The sequence below is a fragment of the Stenotrophomonas sp. 3(2025) genome, from assembly GCF_052665395.1.
Window position 1 is genome coordinate 204,003 of record NZ_JBQOIF010000004.1, and the last position, 19,131, is coordinate 223,133.

At 67.6% G+C, this 19,131-nt stretch carries 16 protein-coding genes; 6 read left to right on the forward strand and 10 right to left on the reverse strand.

What is annotated here, in order from left to right; translation table 11 throughout:
- Positions 1-30: 30 nt before the first annotated feature.
- The 6 genes from ACUXVE_RS05090 to ACUXVE_RS05115 form a co-directional block, all read right to left on the reverse strand.
- On the reverse strand, positions 31-783 hold the full coding sequence (locus ACUXVE_RS05090) for a hypothetical protein (RefSeq protein ID WP_222388635.1): 753 nt from the start codon (positions 781-783) through the stop codon (positions 31-33).
- Positions 784-796: 13 nt separating this feature from the next.
- Positions 797-1,501, reverse strand: coding sequence for a C39 family peptidase (locus ACUXVE_RS05095; protein ID WP_025876073.1), 705 nt, complete (start codon positions 1,499-1,501; stop codon positions 797-799).
- A gap of 140 nt (positions 1,502-1,641) precedes the next feature.
- Positions 1,642-3,024, reverse strand: a complete 1,383-nt coding sequence (locus tag ACUXVE_RS05100) for an adhesin (protein WP_093820684.1) — start codon at positions 3,022-3,024, stop codon at positions 1,642-1,644.
- A gap of 44 nt (positions 3,025-3,068) precedes the next feature.
- Positions 3,069-3,683, reverse strand: coding sequence for a hypothetical protein (locus ACUXVE_RS05105; RefSeq protein WP_222388634.1), 615 nt, complete (start codon positions 3,681-3,683; stop codon positions 3,069-3,071).
- Positions 3,680-4,219 carry a hypothetical protein gene (locus tag ACUXVE_RS05110; RefSeq protein ID WP_445513938.1) on the reverse strand — a complete coding sequence of 180 codons (540 nt, stop codon included), beginning with the start codon at positions 4,217-4,219 and terminating at the stop codon, positions 3,680-3,682. The genes ACUXVE_RS05105 and ACUXVE_RS05110 overlap by 4 nt, the downstream gene beginning before the upstream one ends.
- A gap of 230 nt (positions 4,220-4,449) precedes the next feature.
- Complete coding sequence (locus tag ACUXVE_RS05115; RefSeq protein ID WP_093820690.1) at positions 4,450-5,784, reverse strand: dicarboxylate/amino acid:cation symporter; 1,335 nt, start codon at positions 5,782-5,784, stop codon at positions 4,450-4,452.
- A 154-nt stretch (positions 5,785-5,938) separates the two neighbouring features.
- Between ACUXVE_RS05115 and ACUXVE_RS05120 the strand changes: the two genes are divergently transcribed.
- From ACUXVE_RS05120 to ACUXVE_RS05140, 5 genes are all read left to right on the forward strand, one after another.
- Positions 5,939-7,645, forward strand: coding sequence for an alkaline phosphatase (locus tag ACUXVE_RS05120; RefSeq protein ID WP_445513939.1), 1,707 nt, complete (start codon positions 5,939-5,941; stop codon positions 7,643-7,645).
- A complete protein-coding gene (locus ACUXVE_RS05125; protein ID WP_222388631.1) occupies positions 7,642-8,187 on the forward strand; it encodes a WG repeat-containing protein in 546 nt (181 codons plus the stop codon). The genes ACUXVE_RS05120 and ACUXVE_RS05125 overlap by 4 nt, the downstream gene beginning before the upstream one ends.
- Before the next feature lie 459 nt (positions 8,188-8,646).
- Positions 8,647-9,933 carry a tRNA lysidine(34) synthetase TilS gene (tilS, locus tag ACUXVE_RS05130; RefSeq protein ID WP_445513940.1) on the forward strand — a complete coding sequence of 429 codons (1,287 nt, stop codon included), beginning with the start codon at positions 8,647-8,649 and terminating at the stop codon, positions 9,931-9,933.
- Between the two features lie 36 nt (positions 9,934-9,969).
- Positions 9,970-10,230 (forward strand): exodeoxyribonuclease VII small subunit, encoded by a 261-nt coding sequence (locus ACUXVE_RS05135; protein ID WP_006381978.1) that lies wholly within the window; start codon positions 9,970-9,972, stop codon positions 10,228-10,230.
- Entirely contained in the window at positions 10,220-11,098 is an 879-nt protein-coding gene (locus ACUXVE_RS05140; RefSeq protein ID WP_093821187.1) for a polyprenyl synthetase family protein, read from the forward strand. The genes ACUXVE_RS05135 and ACUXVE_RS05140 overlap by 11 nt, the downstream gene beginning before the upstream one ends.
- 123 nt (positions 11,099-11,221) lie before the next feature.
- Here ACUXVE_RS05140 and ACUXVE_RS05145 read toward each other — a convergent pair whose 3' ends face one another.
- Together ACUXVE_RS05145 and pmbA are read right to left on the reverse strand one after the other, a co-directional pair.
- Positions 11,222-11,584, reverse strand: a complete 363-nt coding sequence (locus tag ACUXVE_RS05145; protein ID WP_445513941.1) for a DUF4870 domain-containing protein — start codon at positions 11,582-11,584, stop codon at positions 11,222-11,224.
- An 88-nt stretch (positions 11,585-11,672) separates the two neighbouring features.
- Entirely contained in the window at positions 11,673-13,040 is a 1,368-nt protein-coding gene (gene pmbA / locus ACUXVE_RS05150; RefSeq protein WP_445513942.1) for a metalloprotease PmbA, read from the reverse strand.
- Positions 13,041-13,108: 68 nt separating this feature from the next.
- Between pmbA and yjgA the strand changes: the two genes are divergently transcribed.
- A complete protein-coding gene (yjgA, locus tag ACUXVE_RS05155) occupies positions 13,109-13,699 on the forward strand; it encodes a ribosome biogenesis factor YjgA (protein ID WP_093821183.1) in 591 nt (196 codons plus the stop codon).
- A gap of 41 nt (positions 13,700-13,740) precedes the next feature.
- On the opposite strand, the gene tldD is transcribed toward yjgA, so the two are convergent.
- Together tldD and ACUXVE_RS05165 are read right to left on the reverse strand one after the other, a co-directional pair.
- Positions 13,741-15,186 (reverse strand): metalloprotease TldD, encoded by a 1,446-nt coding sequence (gene tldD / locus ACUXVE_RS05160; RefSeq protein ID WP_445513943.1) that lies wholly within the window; start codon positions 15,184-15,186, stop codon positions 13,741-13,743.
- 63 nt (positions 15,187-15,249) lie between these two features.
- Complete coding sequence (locus ACUXVE_RS05165; RefSeq protein WP_222388627.1) at positions 15,250-19,119, reverse strand: YhdP family protein; 3,870 nt, start codon at positions 19,117-19,119, stop codon at positions 15,250-15,252.
- Between the last annotated feature and the right edge of the window lie 12 nt (positions 19,120-19,131).

Sequence of the window (19,131 nt, forward strand, 5' to 3'; positions counted from 1 at the left end):
TGTACGTCGGTTCCCCCCGTCCAGGCCGTGTTACTGGCCTGGGCCCATGCCGCGGTTCATCCCGATCGCCTGGGCCACGTTCTGGCTCAAGGGCAGGTTGTTGGCCGCGGTATTGCGTACCAGCTCCAGCTGCAGCCGGTTGCTGGCGGTCTGTCCATCGCCGGCCAGGGCAATGCCCTGCCCCACGCTGCCATTGCGGATCCACTGCTGTACCAGGCTCTGCCCATCAACCTGCAGCAGCAGGCGCGCCTGGTTGCCATCGAGCATGGCGGTGGCAGTCGCCCCGCCCTGCTGTGCCTGTGCCATGCGGCTGCCGTCATCACTCAGTGCGGTCGGCACCATGCCGTCACGCACGGTCAGGGTGGTCACGTTGCGTGCGGTGTTGCCATCGCCGGCCACCTGCACGCTCTGCACCAGTCCGCTGGCATTGGCCAGGCCGGTACTGTCGATGCTGCGCCCCGCCGTTGCCGGCAACGGTGCGTCAGCGGCGGTAACCTGCACGCTTGGCTGGAAGCTCAGCCTGGGTGTGCCGCCATTGCGGAAATCCATGCCCAGGGTCAGCGCGCCCTGCACCACCGCACCGTTGGGTCCCTGCCACTGCGAAATCATCGTCACCCCGAACCAGGCCACGTTGTTGCCGCCAACGGTGTAGCGGCCGCGCATCAGGTTCAGTTCGGGATCGGGTATTTCCTTCAGGCCTCGCCCCGGTGCACCGTCTGCCGCCATCAACGGCGACACCGGCAACATCAGCAGCAGAGCGAGTACTACACGTTGGCATTGCATGATCGTGCCTCCTTCAGAACAGGTCGGCGTGGCTGAAGCCGAAGTCGACCAGTTCGGCATCGGTGATCGGTCCCTGCCGCGCATACAACGCGCGGGCACTGGGCCGTTCGCTGGGTTGCAGCAGCACCGTATTGCGATCGAAGTCGCTGCCGATCACGACGAAAACGGCGCGTGACGGCCAGGCGGCACTGAACTCGGCCAGTGACAGGCTGCGGTTGCCCAGGATCGGATCGGCCACTTCCACCACCCCGTCGCGCACCTGCTTGAGCACGACGAAATGCCGGAAGCCGCGTACATCCATCAGCACCAGTCCAGGAACCCGCAACGTGCGCAGGCGCGATTCATCGATGCGATAACCGCGTCCACGCATGCCCAGCGATTCGACATAGCGTTTGATGTCCAGCAATGAAAAACCGCGTTCCTTGACCAGCTGTGGATCCGATACCCCCATCATTCCCTCGATCACCGTCGCCTCGGTGGTGTCCAGGTGGTAGGCATAACGCAGGATGGTGGCCAGAGCGGCCGCCCCGCAGCTGTAGTCGGTGTGCTGCCGCACCAGGTTGCGATAACGCCGCTCCTGCATGCTTTCCACCTTCTGCTGCAGCAGCGCGCCATTGGGCAGCACCCCGCTGAACACCACCTCGCCTGCCCAGCCACACGCGCTGGTCAGCAGCAGCAGGCAGGGCAGCAGACGCAACCACCAGCGATGACCGGCCATGCCATTCTCCACGAGAAGGAAGGAGCCCCTGCCCCAAGGGGGAGGAGGGACAGGGGCCCCCGGGGGAACCCGGCCATTGGCGGATGGCCGGGCTTGTTGCGCTCAACGCAGGTTCGCTGCGAAAGCGGTCACACCGTGGATCACTCGCCGCCGCCGGTCCCACCACCGGTGCTCGGCTGCGCCACGGCCAATGCCAGGCTGTTGGCCTGCAGGTTGCCGGTACCCGATGCCACGTTCACGCCGATGTTGCCGGACGCGCCGGAGAACGCGCTGCCGGACAGTGCCGAGGTGTTGGTCGCGTTGACGTTCACCCAGCGGGTGGTGCTGACCGTGCCACTGAGGCTGGCATACAGGTCGGCCACGCCCAGCTCGACGAACTGGCTGGTGCCGCTTTCACGCGTATCGAAGCCCAGGCCACCCACTCCCGGCCGGTTCGGGTTCATCGTTGCATTCTGGATCTCGTTGTCCAGATCGATGTGCCCGGTCGCATTGCCACCCGGATGCGGCAGATCGCCACTCCACGAATCGAGGTAGTAGTTGGCCATCTGGTAGGCATTGCCGGTGCCGCGATAGGTACCGGCACCCACGGCCAGGGTACCGCCTGCGACGCGACCGCTCAGGCCGACCTGCACCGTATCGGTGTAGGACTGCACGAAGCCGGCGTTGGACACCGTGTTGCCGGTGGACACCTGGTTGGAGCTGATGCTCGACTGCGCCATCGCACTGGTTGCCACCGAGGCTGCGAGCGCGTTCTTCTGCTCGTTGTTGTTGCCCGAGGCGATGTTCACGCCGATGTTGCCCGAGGCACCGCCGAAGGCATTGCCACCGAGGCCGGCGGCGTTGGTGACGCCGGAGTTCATGGTGGTGTTGCCGAAGCCGGCCTGGTTGACGAACACCTCGGCGTCGGCCATGCCGAAGCTGAAGGACGCATCCGCAGCGGACAGTGACGCAGCATTGTCCTGCGCGTTGTTGTCGCCGGCCACCACATTGAAGCCGAGGTTGCCGGAGGCTCCCGCACCGACATCATCGGCGATCGATGCACTGTTGGTGACCAGGCTGTTGCCGGCGAGGTTGTTGCTGATCGACTGGCGGTTGTCGATCACGGCGATGGCTGCCGAATCCAGATTGATGTCACCGCTGATGGTCGGATCGCCGGAGAAGTTGATGTCCGAGCTCAACCGCAGATCCTTCTCCAGGTTCACGTCGACGCCGTGATTGTTCTTTTCCTTGCGCTCGTCGGCCTGGATGTTGCTGTTCTTCTGCACCTGCTCGTTGACGTTCACCGTGCGGGTGCGGCTCACGTTCGAGGTGTCGGTGTTGTTGCGTACCGTGGTATTGGTGCGCGTCCAGTTGCGGACTTCGTTGTCGGTATGGTTGTGCGTGTCGTTGCGGGTCTCGGTCACGACATGGTTGTGGTTGATGTTCGCATTGGCATTCTGGTTGTCCCAGCCATTGGCCGCAGCAGCGGTCGAGGCAGTGGCAATTGCCATGGCGAGTACGGTCTTCTTGACAGTCGCTTTCATGGTGCCCTCTCTCTCATCAGGTGATTGGTTCGGGTGGGTGGTGCTCACGGGTTGCCCTGCACGACCAGGCCCAGAACATTGGCCGTATCGTTTCGCGCTCCCGCGATCTGATTGAGTTGCAGGACACCGTCGAAGCCCCGCAGTGCCGTCGACGCAACGCCGACACTGCGGATACCCGCCGCAACACCGTCACCGGTATCGCCCTGCCCCCCTGCTGACGCGATGTCCGAGGCGGCCAACGCCGTGTCATCGGACTCGCGTATTCCTTGCCGGGCCAGCGTCGCGCTGACGACGTTGAGCGTCGTGTTGGCGATGCCGCTGGCCTGGTTGATCGATGCAATGCCGCTGGCGCCTGCCAGGGCCTGTCCGGCGATGTGTGCGCTGGCTTCCAGTGGTGCCGACAGCACGACGTCGTTGCTGTGCTGTTGCCGCGCAGCGATGGCCACGTCGGCGCGGTCGCCGCTGGCCATGCCATGCAGATTGGCCTGGAGGTTGAGATCGCCGGCCGCCTGGTTGATGGCGATGGCACCACTGGCACCGGCCAGCGCGCGGCCGTCGATGCGGGTGACGTCGAGGTAGGCCAGCATGCCGCTGTAGTCGTCGCCCAGCGCTGTGGCGGGCAGTGCCAGCCAGGCTGCCAGCAGCACTGCACGCTTCACTTGCCACCCGCCTGCGCCGGAGCGCCCAACGGGAACTGCGACAACGCGCCACGCACGGTATCGCCGATGCCGCGCGTGGTGTTGCCAACCGCCCCCAGCGGGCCGCTCATCGCACCGCTGAGGCTGCTGCCGCTCATCATCCCCTCGCCCGAGCGTCCAAGGGTTCCGCCCAGGGCCTGCTGGGTCACCCGCTCGACAGTGGTGACGCCGTGCGCGTGCATGCTGCCGGTCTGGCCAGCGCCGAGACCGGCGTAGTCGTCATCGCTGAGTTCATCCATGTCGCTGGCAGCGCCGCTGCTGCCGAGCGCGGCGGTGATCTCATGCTGCGGTTTCGGATCGGCGATCAACGCCACGCCGGGCGGCGCCATGCGATAGGCCGGGCGCGTGGACACGTCGCGCAGCAGGACGATTTCACCCGGCTGCACCTTCACCCCTTGACGGGCACCCGAGGCCGCAGCCGCCAGCGGAACGGCCAGCATCAGCAGCAGCGCAAGCCGCCGGCCAGAAACAGTGAAAAGGGTGGTGCTGCCGTCCATGCCGCTCTCCCGTTGCATATGCGCAGGGAGAGAGCAGCTTTCGTGCCAACACCGGAAGTCCGTCGCAGCGGGGGTTTGACGGGTAACACCGCGGCGGCATGACGCCACAGTGTTACAACTTCGTTCGGATTCCGTTCGCCTTAACGCGCAGGAAACACCACTGCGCAAGGCGCCATCGGGGCTGTATCAGTAGTGTTACAGGTACTGATACAGTCCGTTGCAGTGCCGCTTCAGGCGCGCGGCGGGCTCGGGTCGGGGTCATCGATGCCGACATTGGTGGACGGGTTGTCGTACACCGCCTGGTCGAGCAGGCCCGTTTCCTTGGCCACCAGCACCGGCACCAGCATCTGTCCGGTCACGTTGGTCATCGTGCGCATCATGTCCAGGATGCGGTCGATCGCGTACAGATAGCCGATGGTTTCCAGCGGCAGATTGGCCGCGCTCAGCACCACCGTTGCCATGATCACCGCCGTACCCGGCACGCCGGCAGTGCCGAAGCTGCCCAGCACCGAAGCGATCAGCACCACCACGTACTGCTCCGGCGTCAGCGGCACTCCGCTGTACTGGGCAATGAACACCGCGCACAGCGCCGGATAGATCGCACCGCAGCCGTCCATCTTGATGCTTGCGCCCAGCGGCACCGCGAACGAACCGTAGTCCTTGTTCACGCCCAGGTTGTGGGTGATCGAGCGCAGCGCGACCGGCATCGCCGCGAAGCTGGAGGAACTGACGAAGGCCACCTGCATGCCCGGCGCCGCGCCGCGGAAGAACTTCAGCGGGTTCAGGCCATGCGCCAGCAGCAGCGCGCTGTACACCACCACGATGTGCAGCGCGCAGGCCACGTACAGCGCCAGCACGAAGTGGCCCAGCGGCAGCAGCTTCTCGAAGCCGTAGCTGCCGACCAGGCCGGCAATCAGGCCGAAGGTGCCGATCGGGGTGACTTCCAGCACGAAGCGGGTCACCTGGATCATGATGTCGCTCATCTGCCCGACCAGCTTGCGCGCCTCGGTCACCTTCTCGCCAAGCTTGACGATGGCAAAGCCGACCAGGCCAGCGAAGAAGATCACCGGCAGGATCGAACCACGGCCCGCGGCCAACACGGTCTCACCGGCGGCGTTGACCTTGGTGCCGATACCCGACAGCGCGTAGAACACGTTGGACGGCACCACATCCAGCAGCACCTGCACCACGCTGGGTACTTCGCGCGGTACATAGTTGCTGGCCATCGACAGCTGCAGGCCACCAGCGCCAGGCTGCAGCACCGTTCCCACGCCAAGGCCCACGCATACCGCCAACGCAGCAGTGATCACAAACCACAGGAACGTGCGCCCGCTGAGCGCGGCGACCGATTTCTGGCCGTGCAATGAAGAGATCGCGTTGATCACCGCGAAGAACACCAGCGGCACCGCGATCATCTTGATCAGCGTGACGTAGAGCTCGCCGAGCGGGCCGAACCAGGTTTCAGCAGCCGGGCCAAGCGCCCAGCCGGCCAGCGCACCGAGCACGAAGCCACCGACCACGCGCTGCCAGAATGGAATCCGCAGCCAGGCAGAGACCAGCTTCATAGGCAATCCAAGGGGGTAGGAAGGGATGCTGGCACGATAGCCCAAGGCGGGCCGCAGAACGACCGCCCGCATGGCAAATCAGTGTGTCATCGGCGTGCCTTGCAGGGCCGGGCATAATGAACGTCCCGTTACACTTTGTGAGATCCCAGCGTCCATGCGTCGTTCCGTCTCCCTGTTGGCCGCCTGCGCCACAACCCTGCTGCTCGGCGCCTGCGCCAGCACTGCCCCCGCGTCCGCTCCAGCCGGCCTGAAGGTCAGCGTTGCCCCCGTTGCCCACCCTGCCGGTGAAACCCCGCAGTGGTGGTACCGCAGCGGCGCTGCGCAGGCAGCGGCGAACGGCGCGATGTCCGGCAAGGCCAAGAACGTCATCCTGTTCCTGGGCGACGGCATGAGCCTGACCACGGTGGCCGCCTCGCGCATCTACGAAGGCCAGCAGAAGGGCGGCTCCGGTGAAGAAAACCTGCTGTCGTGGGAGCGGTTCCCCGCCACCGCGTTCAGCAAGACCTACAACACCGATTCGCAGACCCCGGATTCGGCCGGCACCATGACCGCCATCACCACCGGCGTGAAGACCCACATGGGTGCGATCGGCGTCAGTGCCGGCAGCCGCACCGACTGTGCCGACAGCCTGTCCAAGGGCCTGCTGACCTGGCTGCAGCTGGCCGACAGCGCCGGCCTGGCCACTGGCGTGGTCTCCACCGCGCGCCTGACCCATGCCACGCCGGCCGCGACCTATGCGCATTCGCCCGAGCGCAACTGGGAAAACGACACCGACCTGACCGAGGCGGCCAAGGCCGCCGGCTGCAAGGACATCGCCCAGCAGCTGCTGTCGACCTCGCGTTACGGCCGCGGCCCGCTGGTCGCCCTGGGCGGTGGTCGTGGTGAGTTCACCACCGTGGAAGAGCGCGACCCCGAGTACGACGACAAGGTCGGCCAGCGCCTGGACGGCCGCAGCCTGGTGCAGGAATGGCAGCAGGCGCACCCGCAGGGCGCCTACGTGTGGAACAGCAAGCAGCTGCAGGCCGCCGCCAACGCACCGGCGATTCTTGGCCTGTTCGAGGCCGACCACATGCGTTACGAATACGAACGCCCGCAGGACCCCGCCGGTGAACCGAGCCTGGCCGAGCTGACCGCTGCGGCGATCAAGAACCTGTCGCGCCATCAGGAAGGCTACGTGCTGATGATCGAAGGCGCGCGCATCGACCACGCCAACCACAGCGGCAATGCCTACCGTGCGCTGACCGAAACCGTGGCCCTGTCCGATGCCGTGCGCGTGGCCAACGAGCTGACCTCGGCCGATGACACCCTGATCATCGTCACCGCCGACCATTCACACACCCTGAACTTCGTCGGCTACCCCGCCCGCGGCAATCCGATCCTGGGCAAGGTGAAGGACAAGGGTGGCGAAGACGGCGCCGGCAAGCTCGACTACGCGCTGGATGGCAACGGCCAGCCGTACACCACCCTGAGCTACGCCAACGGCCCCGGCCATACCGGCACCAGCAACCAGCAACCGGCCGGTCCGAAGCGCTACCCGCACAACCCCAGCAGCTTCGAGCCGGCCAACGGCCGCCCGAACCTGCACGACGTCGATACCGAGCATCCCGACTACATGCAGGAAGCGCTGGTACCGATGAAGTCCGAATCGCATGGTGGCGAGGACGTCGGCATCTGGGCACGTGGCCCGGGCAGCAAGGCGATCCGCGGCACCCTGGAACAGAACGCGATCTACCACATGATCGTGCAGGCCACCCCGGCCCTGCGCGATCGCCTGTGCCAGGCCGGCACCTGCGATGACAAGGGCGTACCGGTGGAACTGCCGGCACCGGCCACCTTCGAACGCAAGGCCGAGGCCAAGTGATGGCGCGGCCGGCACGCCCTGCTCTGGGCAGTCTCCGCCGTGCGCGCTGGCTGGCCCTGCTGGGCGTGCTGGCCAGTACCTGTGCGTCAGCGCAGGGGCCGGCCTGCAAGGTCATGACCGAAGAACACGGATTGTGGATGCTGCCCGGCTGCGAGGTCGTCGATGACAAGCCGCAGATCAGCGCGGAGACCCTGCAGGATCTTCCCTACGACGGCGATGGCCTGGCGCTGGTACAGACCGCCGATGGCTTCCACTACGTCGACCGTCGCGGCCGCAGCCAGGCGGTGATCGCCTGGGACAACGGCGCCGACTCCCTGCAGGAAGGCCTGTTCCGCGGCCGCGTCGGCGATCGCGTGGGTTATTTCAACGCTGCCTTCGAGCAGGTGATTGCGGCCACGTTCGATTTTGCCTGGCCGTTCCAGGACGGCGTGGCCGAGGTCTGCAACGGCTGCCGCCGCGGCACGCCCGATGGCGACGGGCATACGCCGATGGAAGGCGGTGAGTGGTTCCGCATCGATCGTTCCGGTCGTCGAGTGAAGTAAGGGTTTTTCGGCAGGGCTGCGCCCTGCACCTGCCGACGCCAGGCAACGGCAACGGCCAAAGCAACAGCAGGCATTCCGTGGGATGGCGGGGTGGGCCCTGCCTTCGACAGTTTCCTGCGCTCTGTCGGAACGGGATGGCCTTCCCTTGGTGGGTGTCGACCTTGGTCGACACGGGAATGGCCCAGAATTTCATTCGATATCTGACAGATTTCATCCACGCATGGCGTGGATCTACTGGCCACCGGCCAACTGTCGAAGGCGGGGTGGGTCCGGTTGCGGGGGCGTGAGCGCCATGGATGGCGCGACCGAGCTTACATGGACGTACTTGCAGCGTCCCCCGCAACCGGACCCACCCCGCCATCCCACGGAATGCCCGCTGTTGCCTTGGCTGTTGCCCTTGCATCGGCGGGTGCAGGGCGCAGCCCTGCCGACTCACCCACCCACCCTATACTTGCCGCCGTGACCGCCTTCCCCGCCCTCGTTCCGCTTGATGCACCGCTGCTGGTCGGCTACAGCGGCGGCCTGGATTCCACCGTGCTGCTGCACTGGCTGTGGCGATCGGCACAGGCGGCCGGCACGCCGCTGCGTGCCATGCACGTACACCATGGCCTGCAACCGGTTGCCGATGACTGGGTGCAGCACTGCCAGCAGCAATGCGCGGTGCTGGGCATCGAACTGGCCGTGCACCACGTGCAGGTCAGCCGTGATGACGGCCATGGCATCGAAGGGGCCGCCCGGCTGGCACGTCGCGCTGCATTCAGCGCCGAGCTGCAGGCCGGGGAAACCCTGGCGCTGGCCCAGCACCGGGACGACCAGGCCGAGACCTTCCTGCTGCGCGCGTTGCGCGGTTCGGGCATCGATGGGCTGGCGGCGATGACCGCTGACAGCCGCCTTGAGGGCCATCGGCTGTGGCGGCCACTGCTCGATGTGCCGCGCAGCGCGCTGCGGGCTTACGCGACGACACACGGCCTGCAGTGGATCGAAGACCCCAGCAACGGCGAAGACCACGCCGACCGCAATTTCCTGCGCCTGCGGGTGCTGCCACTGCTGCGCCAGCGCTGGCCGCATGCCGCCGCCGCATTGGCCGGCAGCGCCGCGCATTGCGCGCAGACCCGTGCATTGCTCGATGAAGAAGACGCCGAACTGCTCGCTCACCTGGAAGTGGCACCCCGGGTGCTGTCGCTGGAGCTGCTGCGCCAGGTTGCACCGGAGCGTGCTGCGCGGGTGCTGCGTGCGTGGGTGCGCCGCCATGGCGCAGCCCCGTTGCCGGCGCATGTGCTGCGGCAAGTACAGAACGAATTGATGGCGGCAGGTGCCGATCGGCAGTCGCAGGTGCGTTGGCAGCAGCACGCCATCCGCCAGTGGCGCCAGCACGCCTACCTGCTGCCGGCAGCGTTGCCGGCCCTACCGAAGGACTGGCACGCGGCCTGGGACGGCCGTGTACCGCTGCAGCTGCCCGACGGCGGCCAGCTGCGCCTGCTCGGCACGGACCGCTTCGAACACCCGCTGGACCTGCGCGCCCGCCAGGGCGGCGAGCGCATCGTGCTGCCCGGCCGTACGCATTCATCCGCGTTGAAGGATTGCCTGCAGCGCGAGCACCTGGCGCCTTGGCGACGCGCACAGCTGCCCCTGCTGTTCGACCAGGGGCAGCTGCTGGCGGCCGCCGATGTGGTCATTGCCGCACCGCTGCAGGCCTGGCTGCAGGCACGCAATGCGCAGTTGCAGTGGCATCCGGGCGGCTGGTGAATTGACCCTTGCGCGCGCGCCGTCCACACTTGTCGCATGGCCAAGAAGTCCCCCGAAAACGCCTCCCCGGTCGCCCAGTTCGAGCAGTCGCTCGAATCGCTGGAACAGCTGGTGGAGCAGATGGAAACCGGCGAGCTGAGCCTGGAAGCTTCGCTCAGTGCTTACGAACGTGGCGTCGGTCTGTACCGCCAGTGCCAGCAGGCGCTGGAGCAGGCCGAACTGCGCGTGCGCCTGCTCAGCGATCCGGCCCAGCCCGAAACCGCCGAACCCTTCGATCCGCCCAGCCATGACGGCTGAGGCGTTGTTCGCGCGCTGGCGCGACCGTATTGAAAGCCAGCTCGACGCCGCCCTGCCCTCTCCGGCCGAAGCACCGCAACGCCTGCACCAGGCGATGCGCTATTCCGTACTCGGTGGCGGCAAGCGCATGCGCCCCTTGCTGGTCTATGCCGCCGGCCAGGTGTTCGGCGCCCAGCTGGACAAGCTTGATGCCGCAGCGATGGCGGTGGAGCTGATCCACGCCTACTCGCTGGTGCACGACGACCTGCCGGCGATGGACGACGATGCCCTGCGCCGTGGCAAGCCGACCACCCACATCGCCTTCGACGAAGCCACCGCGATCCTCGCCGGCGACGCCCTGCAGACCCGTGCGTTCGGCCTGCTCGCCGATGCACCGCTGCCGGCGGCATTGCGCGTGGCGTGCCTGCAGACCCTGGCCCATGCCTCCGGCGCGGCCGGCATGTGCGGCGGCCAGGCGCTGGACATCGATGCCACCGGCCAGCAGCAGTCGCTGGCAGCCCTTACACGCATGCATGCGCTGAAGACCGGTGCGCTGATCCGCGCTGCGGTGCGCATGGGCGCGTTGTGCGGTGATGCGCCCGAACCCGTGCTGGCCCAGCTCGACGGTTTCGCCGATGCGCTCGGCCTGGCCTTCCAGGTCCGCGATGACATCCTCGATGTCGAAGCCAGTTCCGAGCAGCTCGGCAAGACCGCCGGCAAGGACCAGGCCCAGGACAAGAGCACCTTCCCTGCCCTGCTCGGCATGGACGGTGCCAAGGCGCAGCTGCGCGAACTGTCCGCGCGCATGCAGCAGGCGCTGGCGGGCTATCACGAAGAAGCCGATGCGCTGCGCGCGCTGGCCACGCTGGCCGTGGAACGCGATCACTGATTGCAGGCATGGATCTGCCGCGCTGCGCGTTCGCCGGGCATGGCCCGGCGCTACCCTACGCGCCATACACGGAAACGCCCGGCATTGCCGGGCGCTTCTTTTTACGTCGTTGATCGTTGCCGCTTACTTGATCAGGCGCAGCGCGAACGGGTAACGGTAAGCTTCACCATTGTTCGCCTTCACCGCAGCGATGATGCTGAAGACCAGGCTGAGCAGGCCGACGATCGGCGCCAGGAACGCACCGATGACCACGAAGGTCAGGATGATGCAGGCGAACATCGCGATGGCGACGGTGATCTGGAAGTTCAGCGCCTCCCTCGACTGATCGGTGACGAAGGCCTTGCTGGCGTCATCCTTGTTGATCAGCCAGATGACCAGGGCGCCGATGAAACCGGTGAAGATGCCCAGCAGGTGCGCTGCCAGGGCCATGGTGCGCTGGTCAGCGGGTACGCTGGTCGCCGCCGGGACGTTCTCGAATTCGCTCACGACAAAACTCCTTTTTTATTGGGTGGTCTTGACCGACCGGCGGCAAGCCGGTCGCGTCAGGCGGGCCTAGCTTACGCCATCAATGGCATCAATCATTGCCGGCGATCGTCATCCGTCCCACCAGGATCGAGCCGGTGCGGATATGCGAGCGCGGATCGACGTCGCTGCCGACCGCCTCGATGGCCATGAACATGTCCCGCAGGTTGCCGGCGATGGTGATGCCATCCACCGGATACTGGATCTGGCCATTCTCCACGCGGAAGCCGCCGGCGCCGCGCGAGTAGTCGCCGGTCACCCCGTTCACCCCCTGCCCCATCAGTTCGGTCACCAGCAGGCCGCTGCCCATCTGCGCGGCAATGTCCTGCAGCGAACCGGCATTGGCGGCCAGCTGCAGGTTGTGCACGCCGCCGGCATTGGCGGTGGTCCGCAGGCCCAGCTTGCGCGCCGAATAGCTGCCCAGCACGTAACGCTGCAGCACGCCGTCACGCACCAGGGCCGAGGCACGCGTGGCCACGCCGTCGCCGTCGAAGGCGGCCGAGCGCAGGCCACGGCGCAGGTGCGGCAGCTCCTCAATCTGCATCCAGTCGGGGAACAGCTGCTGGTCGACGCTGTCCAGCAGGAAGCTCGCCTGGCGGTACAGTGCGCCGCCGGAGACCGCCGACAGCAGGTGGCCCACCAGGCTGCGCGCCACTTCCGGCGCGTACAGCACCGGCATGCTGCCGGTCGGCAGCGAACGCGGCTGCAGGCGGGCGATCGTGCGCTCTGCGGCGCGGCGACCGACGCTGGCCGGATCTTCCAGGTCCTCGCGGGCCAGTGCGCCGGTGTACCAGCCGTCGCGCTGCATGCCATCGCCGGTGCCGGCGATCAGCGCACAGCCGATCGAATGATGGGTTCCGCGCTCGCGGCCGATGAACCCATGCGAATTGGCGTAGACCGACACGCTCTGCATGCTCGACACCGAGGCGCCATCGGAATTGCGGATCTGCGCATCGGCTTGGCGGCCCGCGGCCTCGCAGGCCAGCGCCAGGTCCACCGCGTCGTCGGCCTGCAGCTCCCAGGGGTGCCAGCCATCCAGTTCGGGGAAGTCGCGGGCCATCAGGTCGGCCTCGGCCAGGCCGGCTGCCGGATCGTCCTCGGTATGGCGAGCGATCGCGCAGGCCTGCTCGACGGTGGCCAGCAGGCTGGCCTCGTGCAGGTCGGCGGTACTGGCACTGCCCTTGCGCTGGCCGAAGTAGACGGTCACGGCAATGCCGCGGTCACGGGTTGACTGCACGGTCTCGACCTCGCCGAGACGGATATTGACCTCCAGCCCACGGTCTTCGCTGCAGCTGACCTCGGCTTGGCTGGCACCCAGAGCGCGGGCACGCTGCAGCAGCTGCTGGGAGATGTCGGCCAGCCGTTCCAGCCGGGCCGGGCTGTCGTCGCCGACGGCGACTTCAGGGGCGATCACGTTCAATGCTTTATCCTGTGCGGGTTGGGCCCGGCATCACGCCGGGCGACTTTTTTTGAAATCAGGTATGGACGATGCGCGGACGCGACGAAGAAACCGGTGAATTCCACGACAAGAGCCGCAGCCAGAACCGGCGCGATGCGCTCGATGTCCTGGCCCTGGGCGAGAAGCTGGTGTCGCTGACCCCGGCCCAGCTGGCGCGCCTGCCGATCCCGGAGGACCTGCTGCCGCACATCGCCGAGTGCAAGCGCATCACCGCCCATATCGCGCACAAGCGGCAGCTGGCGTTCCTGGCCAAGCACATGCGCCGCGAGGACGATGCCGCGCTGGACGCGATCCGCGATGCGCTGGATGCCAACAGCGAAACCGGGCGCCGCGAAGTGGCGATGATGCACCGTGTCGAAGACTGGCGCGAACGCCTCATGAATGAAGGCGACAAAGCGCTGGCCGCGCTGCTGGATGACCATCCGCAGGCCGACCGCCAGCAGCTGCGCACGCTGGTACGCAATGCCCAGGCCGAAAAGGCCAAGAACAAGCCGCCACGCGCCTACCGCGAGATCTTCCAGGTGCTGCGCACGCTGATGCTGCCGGCCGCGCTGGGCCTGAAGGCGTCCGCTGAGGACGTCGACGCAGACGAACCGGTCGACGACGCCGACGAGGACTGAGTCCCCGTCGGGCAGGGCGGTGGCTGTGGCCATCGCCGTGCTCAGGCCTGGGTACCGCCGACGGTGATGCCCTCGATCAGCAGCGACGGCTGGCCGACACCGACCGGCACACTCTGCCCGTCCTTGCCACAGATGCCCACGCCCTCGTCCAAGGCCAGGTCGTTGCCGACCATGCGCACCTTCTGCATGGTTTCCGGGCCATTGCCGATCAGGGTCGCGCCCTTCACCGGCGCGGTGATCCGGCCGTCCTCGATCAGGTAGGCCTCGGTGGCCGAGAACACGTACTTGCCGCTGGTGATGTCGACCTGGCCGCCGCCGAAATTGACCGCGTATAGGCCCTTCTTCACCGAACGGATCATTTCCTGCGGGTCATGCTGGCCGGCGCGCATGTAGGTGTTGGTCATGCGCGGCATGGTCATGTGCGCGAACGACTCGCGACGGCCGTTGCCGGTCGGCGCCACGCCCATCAGCCGCGCGTTGAGGCTGTCCTGCATGTAGCCGACCAGGATGCCGTCCTCGATCAGCGTGGTGCACTGGGTCGGGTGGCCTTCATCATCGATGTTGAGTGAACCACGGCGCCCGTCCAGGGTGCCGTCGTCGACGATGGTCACCCCCGGGGCGGCCACGCGCTCGCCGATCCTGCCGGCGTAGACACTGGTGCCCTTGCGGTTGAAGTCACCTTCCAGGCCATGGCCGACCGCCTCGTGCAGCAGCACGCCCGGCCAGCCCGGGCCCAGCACCACCGGCATCACCCCAGCCGGCGCCGGTACCGCTTCCAGGTTCACCAGGGCCTGCCGCAGCGCCTCGCGCGCAAAGGCTTCCGGGCGGCCATCGGCAAACAGCGCTTCATAGCCGTAGCGACCGCCGCCGCCGGCATAACCCGACTCACGGCGGCCGTTCTGCTCGACGATCACCTGCACGTTCAACCGCACCAGCGGGCGTACGTCGGCGCCCAGCACACCATCGGTGCGGGCAACCAGCACGGTATCGACGCCACCGGACAGGCTGACCATCACCTGCTTCACGCGCGGGTCGGCCGCGCGCAGGTAGCCATCCAGGCGCTTGAGCACCTCGACCTTGGCTTCGTTGCCGATGCCGTCGATCGGATCCAGCGCCGGATACAGCACGCGCGCATCGCCGCGCAGCAGCGAGCGCCCGGTCTGTGCGCCGCCTTCGCGCGAAATCGCACGTGCCGACTGCGCTGCGGTCAGCAATGCACCGGCATGGATGTCATCGGAATAGGCAAAGCCGGTCTTCTCGCCGGCAATCGCGCGCACGCCCACGCCCTGCTCGATGGAATGGGCGCCGTCCTTGACGATGCCGTTCTCCACGCTCCAGCTTTCGCGCCGGGCGTGCTGGAAATACAGGTCGCCGAAGTCGACACCGGGGCCGAGCAGTTGGCCGAAGGTGCGCTCCAGGCCAGCGGTATCCAGGCCACCGGGGCGCAACAGGCGATCTTGGGCAAGCGTCAGGGCGTTGTCAGTCATGGTCTCGATCTGGGGGTGTGAAGGCGGCCAGGCAAGGCCGCCCTGGGGAAACGAGGGCCGCGCTCAGCGCGGTGGCGGAGGTTCGGTGACCGTCGGCGGCACGGCCGGCAACGGCGGCAGGCGCGGCGGCGGTGCGGGCACTGGCGCACGTTCGCGGCTGCGCTCGATCACCTCCACCTTGGGCTCCTTCCAGGGGCCGGTCACCTTGTAGGTGCGGGCACCGATCTCGCCCAATGGCTTGGACAATACCGCATTGGTGGCTGCACCCAGCGCTGCGCCCACCGGGCCGCCGGCCACCGCGCCGACCACGGTCAGCAGGTTGCCGGCGCGCGGGTTGACGTCGATGGTCTGGTCGAACTGCTGTTTCCGCAGGTCGGCCTGGCCACGGATGGTGATGTTCGCTGCCGGCCCTTCGATCAACACCTTGTCGGTACGGGCCATGCCCTCGCCGAACTGCACGCTGCCCTCGACCTGGTTGAACGCGAAGCCCTTGGAGAAGAAGTCGCGGAAGTCGAACATCAGCCGCCGCGGCAGCTGGGTGACGCTGAGCAGGCCCAGCACGCGGCCGGCCCCCGGCTCCAGCTCCAGCAGCTGGCCATTGCGGGCATTCACATCGAGCTGGCCCTGCAGGTTGCCCAGCTGGAAGTCCGACGGACCGCCGGGCCACGAGGCCTGCAGCTGGGCGTGGCCGGAACCACCGCGCAGCTGGCCGCCGTAGTCGAGGTTCTGCAACAACCCGCCCAGGTCTTCACTGCGCACCTGCGCATCAAGTGCGGTTCGCGAACCGCCCCCCTTGCCAAGCCAACGGCCACGGATGTCGATCTCCTGGCTGGGGGCGCGGAACTGCAGTTGTTCCACGCTCAGGCCGTTGGCGATCGGCCGCGTACGCAGCACGGCCTGGCCCAGCACGACCTTGCCGAACTTCAGGTCGGCGATGTCCAGTGCGAACGGCGGCAGCTTGGCCGGGTCCATGTCGTCGGCACCGGCCTGCACCCGCGCCGGTGCCGCCGTGACTCCGGGAAGGGTCGGCAGCGATTGCCAGTACACGCGCTCGAGCTGGCCGCTGATGGTGCCGCCATCGGCGTTGGGTACAGTCAACTTGCCGGCCAGCGAGGGGCCATCCAGGCGCACGTCCAGCGCCTGCGGGCCGGGGTGCAGCTGCAGGCGGGTCTGCTCGAACACGCCGCCGATCAGCATCAGCTGGCCGACCTGCACGTCCACCGCGCGCAGCGGCATCGGGTCGCCATCGCCACCGGCGCCACGGGCCAGGCCGATCCATTCCAGCGCATCCAGGGTCGGGCTGCGGCCATTGATGGTCAGCCCGCTGGGCGGTGGTTCGCGGTCAACGTGGTCGCTGCCCAGGGTGACCTGCACGCCGGTCTGGTTGTTGTGGCTGCGCGCGGCCAGCGCCAGGCGCTGGCCGAACGCCACGTCGATTCGGCCGGCGCCCATCGGCAGCTGTGCGGCCACGGTGGTCGGCAGCGATTCGTTGGCCGGCTTCTGCAGCGGTGCCGGCAGGTCCAGGCGGGTGCCCAGCAGATCCGAGCGCAGGCGCAGCTCGCTGGGCGGCGCTGGTGTACCCGGCGCGACCTTCGGCAGGTTCACCGCGATGGTCCACGGCGAGGTGCCGTTGATGTAGGGCTTCAGCCAGGCCATTTCCGGTGCGCGGTCGATCAGCACGCCCGCATCGAGCGTGGCGGCCAGTTCCGATTCGAAGGCCAGCTTGGGGTCACGCACGAAACCACCGGCGCGCAGGCTCAGCCGGCCGTCCTGGCCGAGGTGGCGCACGGCCAGTTCCTCGGCGGCGAAGCCGGCGTTGCTGTAGCGGGCCTGCCCGCGCATGTTGTCGAATTCCAGCTGGAAGCGCTTGTCGACCAGCTTCAGCCCGGCCAGGTCCACCGTGCCCTGCAGGTGGCCACCGCCCTGGTCATGATGCAGGGGCTGCAACAGGTCGAAATGCACGTTGGTCGGCCCGCTTGCCGCCAGGTTGTCCAGGGTGTCGCCGTATTCCTTGTGCAGCGGGCTCTGCCGCAGCATCGCCAGCAGCTTGCCGGCGTCGCCCTGGCTGTCGGCGCGCACGTACAGTGGCTGCTGGCCGAAATCCTGGATGCCGGCTTCGAACGTCTGTACCGCCACGCCGGCCAGATCGCCGCTTCCCTGCATGTGGAAGCCCGGGCCGATGAAGGCGACATCGGCATCGACCTGGCCCATCAACGGCCAATCGTGCTGGAAGCGGATGTCACCGTTGCTGATGTGGCCGGTGGCCTCGAAGCGGCCATCGTTGTTGTCGAACGGCCAGTCGTCCAGGTCACCACTGACCAGGCCGATGCCGTTGCGCACCTGGCCGCCGGCCAAGGCCATGTCCAGCCAGTCGGTGGCGCCCTTGCTCATCCTGGAATGGATCCAGAAACGCTTGGCCGCGGTCATCGGTACGTCGTCCAGCTTGGCCGCCAGCTGCATCCACGGTCGGGTGCCATCGCCCTGGAACCAGAGACCACCGCGCACGTCGGCAGCGTAGTCGGTGCCTTCCACACGCATTGCCGGGGTGCCGATGCGCCAGCCACCGGCCTCGTCGCGCCAACCGACGATCTGCCCGGCCAGGTGCAGGTCGTGACGCACGCCGAAACCGGTCGGCCAATCGAACTGCAGCTGGCGCTGGGGCTGCAGCTGCAGGCTGAAGCCGTCGGCATCGCCCTCGAAGCGGCCGCCCAGGCCGCGCAGGCCCGGCGAGTTGCCAACACTGGCAAAGCCCAGCGACTGCAGCTCGCCCTGCACCCACAACGGGCCATCCTGCTGGCCGCGCAACTGCAGCTGCGCCACGTCCAGCTGCGGCTTGGCCAGGTACAGCCAATGCCGCAGGCCCGCGTCCAGGCGGTCGCTGAGCGCCAGCGCGCGCAACGCGGTACCCGCCTGCGCTGCTGCGGCCTGCACCTGCATCTGCTTGCCCACCCGCAGTTGCAGCCCGTCCAGCTGCTGCTGGCTGCCATCGGCCTGCAGGCGCAGGCGCGGCACCTGCAGCGCCCAGCCTTCTGCCGTCCGCTGCCAACGCAGGCGCGCCTGCAGCCGTTGCAATTGAATCTGCGGGCGCGCCACGCCAGGCATCGGCGCGCCTTCGACACGCAGATCACGCAGGTCCGAATCGGTGATCAGCGCCACCGGGGCGAAATCACGCAGCGTCAACCACAGGTTGAGCTCGCCCTTACCCTCGCGCAGGCGCATGCCGCCGGCCGCCAGCAACGGCGCCCAAGCACGGAAATCGATCGGATCGGCGCCTACCCAAGCCTGGCCGTTGCCGCGCTGGCGATCCAGGTCCAGCACCGCCGTCAGCGGCAAGGCGTCGGTCTGTGCCCAGGCACGCACGCCCACCCGCAGGCGGTCGCCATCCACGCGCAGGCGCAGGTCGATACGTGGCAGGGTGGCATCGAGCCCCAGCGCTGGCGCATGCACGCCGAGGCGGCCACCAATCACCTGCAGTTCGCCCAGCCGGCGCAACGCATCCAGCGGATCGCCGCCAGCGCGGGACTGCGGCAGGCCGCGCACCGACCAGCGGCCATCGGCGGCCTGCTGCAGGTCCAGCGCCAGGCCGCGCAGGCGCAGTTCGGTCAGCGAGCGGCCCGGCAACAGGCCGCTGTACATCGACACAAGCACCTCGGCATCGCCGATGGCCAGGCCCTGGCCCGCGCCGATGCGCAGGCTCTTCAACTGCAGCAGTGGACCACGTCGGGTCCAGGCGGTGTCCAGGCGTTCGAAGCGCACCGGTTGCCCGGCGCGCGTGCTCAGCCAGGCTGCGATCCGGTCCGGATGGCGCTCAGCCAGCGGCAACAGCTGGCTGAGGGTACCGACCAGCAGGGCAAGCCCGACCAGGCCGACCGCGCATGCGGCGATGAAATGACGGCGGATCCTTCGCAGTCGCAGGCGCGGCGGCGCGCTCATCGGCCACCGAAA

Coding starts and splice junctions, on each gene's coding strand:
- ACUXVE_RS05095 (WP_025876073.1), bottom strand. CDS start 1,501: ATGGCCGGTCATCGCTGGTGGTTGCGTCTGCTGCCCTGCCTGCTGCTG.
- ACUXVE_RS05115 (WP_093820690.1), bottom strand. CDS start 5,784: ATGAAGCTGGTCTCTGCCTGGCTGCGGATTCCATTCTGGCAGCGCGTG.
- yjgA (WP_093821183.1), top strand. CDS start 13,109: ATGCGCGGACGCGACGAAGAAACCGGTGAATTCCACGACAAGAGCCGC.
- ACUXVE_RS05120 (WP_445513939.1), top strand. CDS start 5,939: ATGCGTCGTTCCGTCTCCCTGTTGGCCGCCTGCGCCACAACCCTGCTG.
- ACUXVE_RS05090 (WP_222388635.1), bottom strand. CDS start 783: ATGCAATGCCAACGTGTAGTACTCGCTCTGCTGCTGATGTTGCCGGTG.
- ACUXVE_RS05100 (WP_093820684.1), bottom strand. CDS start 3,024: ATGAAAGCGACTGTCAAGAAGACCGTACTCGCCATGGCAATTGCCACT.
- ACUXVE_RS05135 (WP_006381978.1), top strand. CDS start 9,970: ATGGCCAAGAAGTCCCCCGAAAACGCCTCCCCGGTCGCCCAGTTCGAG.
- ACUXVE_RS05110 (WP_445513938.1), bottom strand. CDS start 4,219: ATGGACGGCAGCACCACCCTTTTCACTGTTTCTGGCCGGCGGCTTGCG.
- ACUXVE_RS05140 (WP_093821187.1), top strand. CDS start 10,220: ATGACGGCTGAGGCGTTGTTCGCGCGCTGGCGCGACCGTATTGAAAGC.
- ACUXVE_RS05165 (WP_222388627.1), bottom strand. CDS start 19,119: ATGAGCGCGCCGCCGCGCCTGCGACTGCGAAGGATCCGCCGTCATTTC.
- tldD (WP_445513943.1), bottom strand. CDS start 15,186: ATGACTGACAACGCCCTGACGCTTGCCCAAGATCGCCTGTTGCGCCCC.